Source organism: Betaproteobacteria bacterium, assembly GCA_016791345.1.
Taxonomy (GTDB): domain Bacteria; phylum Pseudomonadota; class Gammaproteobacteria; order Burkholderiales; family JAEUMW01; genus JAEUMW01.
Genome location: JAEUMW010000454.1, coordinates 1 through 2,441, shown reverse-complemented (window position 1 = coordinate 2,441; position 2,441 = coordinate 1). Strand labels below are relative to the sequence as shown.

The window sequence follows — 2,441 nt, the reverse complement described above, 5'->3', positions numbered from 1 at the left end:
GACTGGCTGCGCTTCGAACTCGGCCCGGCCGCGATCGGTCCTCCAGGGCCGCCGCCGGGGATATTCCTCGATCTCGCGTGGCGCCTTCTGGTGGTGGTCGGCATCGCGCTCTTCGCGGTGCGCCTCGCCACGCGCCCGCTTGCCGTGCTCGCCGCCGCGGCAGACCAACTCGGGCAGGACATCCGCCGCCCGCCACTGCCGGAGACCGGGCCGACCGAGGTGCGGCGCGCGGCGCATGCCTTCAACCAGATGCAGGCGCGGCTCACGCGCTTCATCGAAGACCGTGCGCGGATGCTGGCGGCGGTCTCGCATGACCTCAAGACACCGATCACCCGGCTGCGGCTGCGCACCGAGCTGCTCGACGACGGCGAGGTCAAGAACCGGTTCGCCCGCGACCTCGAGGAGATGGAGCAGATGGTCGCCGCTACGTCCGATTTCCTGCACGGTTTCGGCACGGCGCGTCAGCGGGAGCCGGTAGACGTACTGGCGCTGCTGGAGGCCATTCAGTCGGACGCCGCCGAACTCGGCGGGCGCGTCGACATCAGCGGTGCGCCGCACGCGGACTTCGACGGATACGCGCAGGGGCTCAAGCGCTGTCTCGCGAACCTGGTCGACAACGCCGTGCGCTACGGCGGGCGCGCGCACCTCGTCGTCGAGGACAGCGACACGACGCTCACGATCCGCGTGCAGGACGACGGTCCCGGCGTGCCGGAGGCGGAGCTCGAGCGCATTGTCGAGCCGTTCTATCGGCGTGAGGAATCGCGCAGTCGCACCACCGGCGGCACCGGGCTCGGCCTCGCGATCGCGCGCGACATCGCACGTCTGCACGGCGGCGAACTCGACCTCTCCAATCGCCCGCAGGGTGGCCTGGAGGCGGTGCTCCATCTACCTCGTCGCAGCCTCGCCGAGGCGCCGCAGGAGGCGCGCGCAGAGCGCTTCACGGTAGGCTGACGGTCGGTGCGCGATCGGCTTGCAGAAGTGATACATTACGCGCCATGTGCATCCCGTGGGCCGGGCACGGCCACGCAGAAGGCAGCGCCAGGCAGGGCGCCTGGTGCATCGAAGCCGGCGGCGGTGCCGCGGCGAGCGGATCCGAAATAATCGAGAAGGCAGAGGTTTGGCGGCGCGGGCTGATTTGCGCACCAGGCGACGCGTAAACAGGATCGTCACGGAGAGGGGATCGGTATGAACAGGCTTCTGCAGGTGTTGTTGTGGCCCGCGCTGGTGATACTCGGTGCGTTTTCGTTTGCTGCGATCGCGTTGAATCGTGGTGAGCCCGTGAGCGCTGCGTGGCTCGTCACCGCTGCGCTCTGCGTCTACTTCATCGCCTACCGGTTCTACAGCAAGTTCATCGCGAACAAGGTCCTGCAGCTCGACGACTCGCGGATGACCCCCGCGGTCACGCATCAGGACGGCATCGACTACGTGCCCACCAACAAGTACGTGCTCTACGGGCACCACTTCGCGGCCATCGCGGGTGCCGGGCCGCTGGTGGGGCCGGTGCTCGCCGCACAGTGGGGCTATCTACCGGGGACGATCTGGCTCCTCGTCGGTGTCGTCCTCGCCGGTGCCGTGCAGGATTTCGTCGTGCTCTTCTGCTCCATCCGCCGCGACGGCAGGTCGCTCGGAGAGATGGTGAAGATGGAGATGGGTCCGGTCGCGGGAACCATCGCGCTGATCGGTGCGCTCGCCATCATGATCATCATTCTCGCCGCGCTCGGCCTGATCGTCGTCAAGGCGCTCGGCGAAAGCCCGTGGGGCACCTTCACCGTCGCCGTCACCATCCCGCTCGCCATGGTGATGGGCGTCTACATGCGCTTCATCCGCCCCGGCAAGATCCTGGAGGCATCGGCCTTCGGCGTGATCGTGCTGCTGCTCACCATCTGGTACGGCCAGTACGTCTCGCACAGCCCGACGCTCGGACCGCTCTTTACCTACTCCGCGCCGCAGCTCGCCTGGGCGGTCATCGTCTACGGTGCGGTTGCCTCCATGCTGCCCGTGTGGCTGCTGCTCGCCCCGCGTGACTACCTCTCCACCTTCCTCAAGATCGGCGTCGTGGCGGCGCTCGCCATCGGCATCTACATCGTGATGCCGAACCTGCGCATGGAACCGGTCACGCGCTTTGCCGACGGTACCGGTCCGGTGGTGGCGGGCACGCTCTTCCCGTTCCTCTTCATCACCATCGCCTGCGGTGCCGTGTCGGGCTTCCACGCACTCATCTCGTCGGGCACCACGCCAAAGATGATCGAGCGCGAAGGCCACGCGCGCTTCATCGGCTACGGCGGCATGCTGACCGAGTCGTTCGTCGCCATCATGGCGCTGGTGGCGGCAGCCACGCTCGATCCGGGCATCTACTTCGCGATGAACGCGCCGGCGGCGGTTACCGGTCCGACGGCCGAGACGGCAGCGAAGGTGATCAGCGAGTGGGGCTGGGTCATCAC

2 protein-coding genes are annotated in these 2,441 nt (G+C 67.8%); both read left to right on the top strand.

Features of this window, described 5'->3' with window-relative positions:
* The coding region (locus JNK68_17020) for a HAMP domain-containing protein (GenBank protein MBL8542046.1) at window positions 1-951 on the top strand (951 nt) is incomplete at its 5' end.
* Window positions 952-1,185: 234 nt separating this feature from the next.
* The coding region (locus JNK68_17015; GenBank protein ID MBL8542045.1) for a carbon starvation protein A at window positions 1,186-2,441 on the top strand (1,256 nt) is incomplete at its 3' end.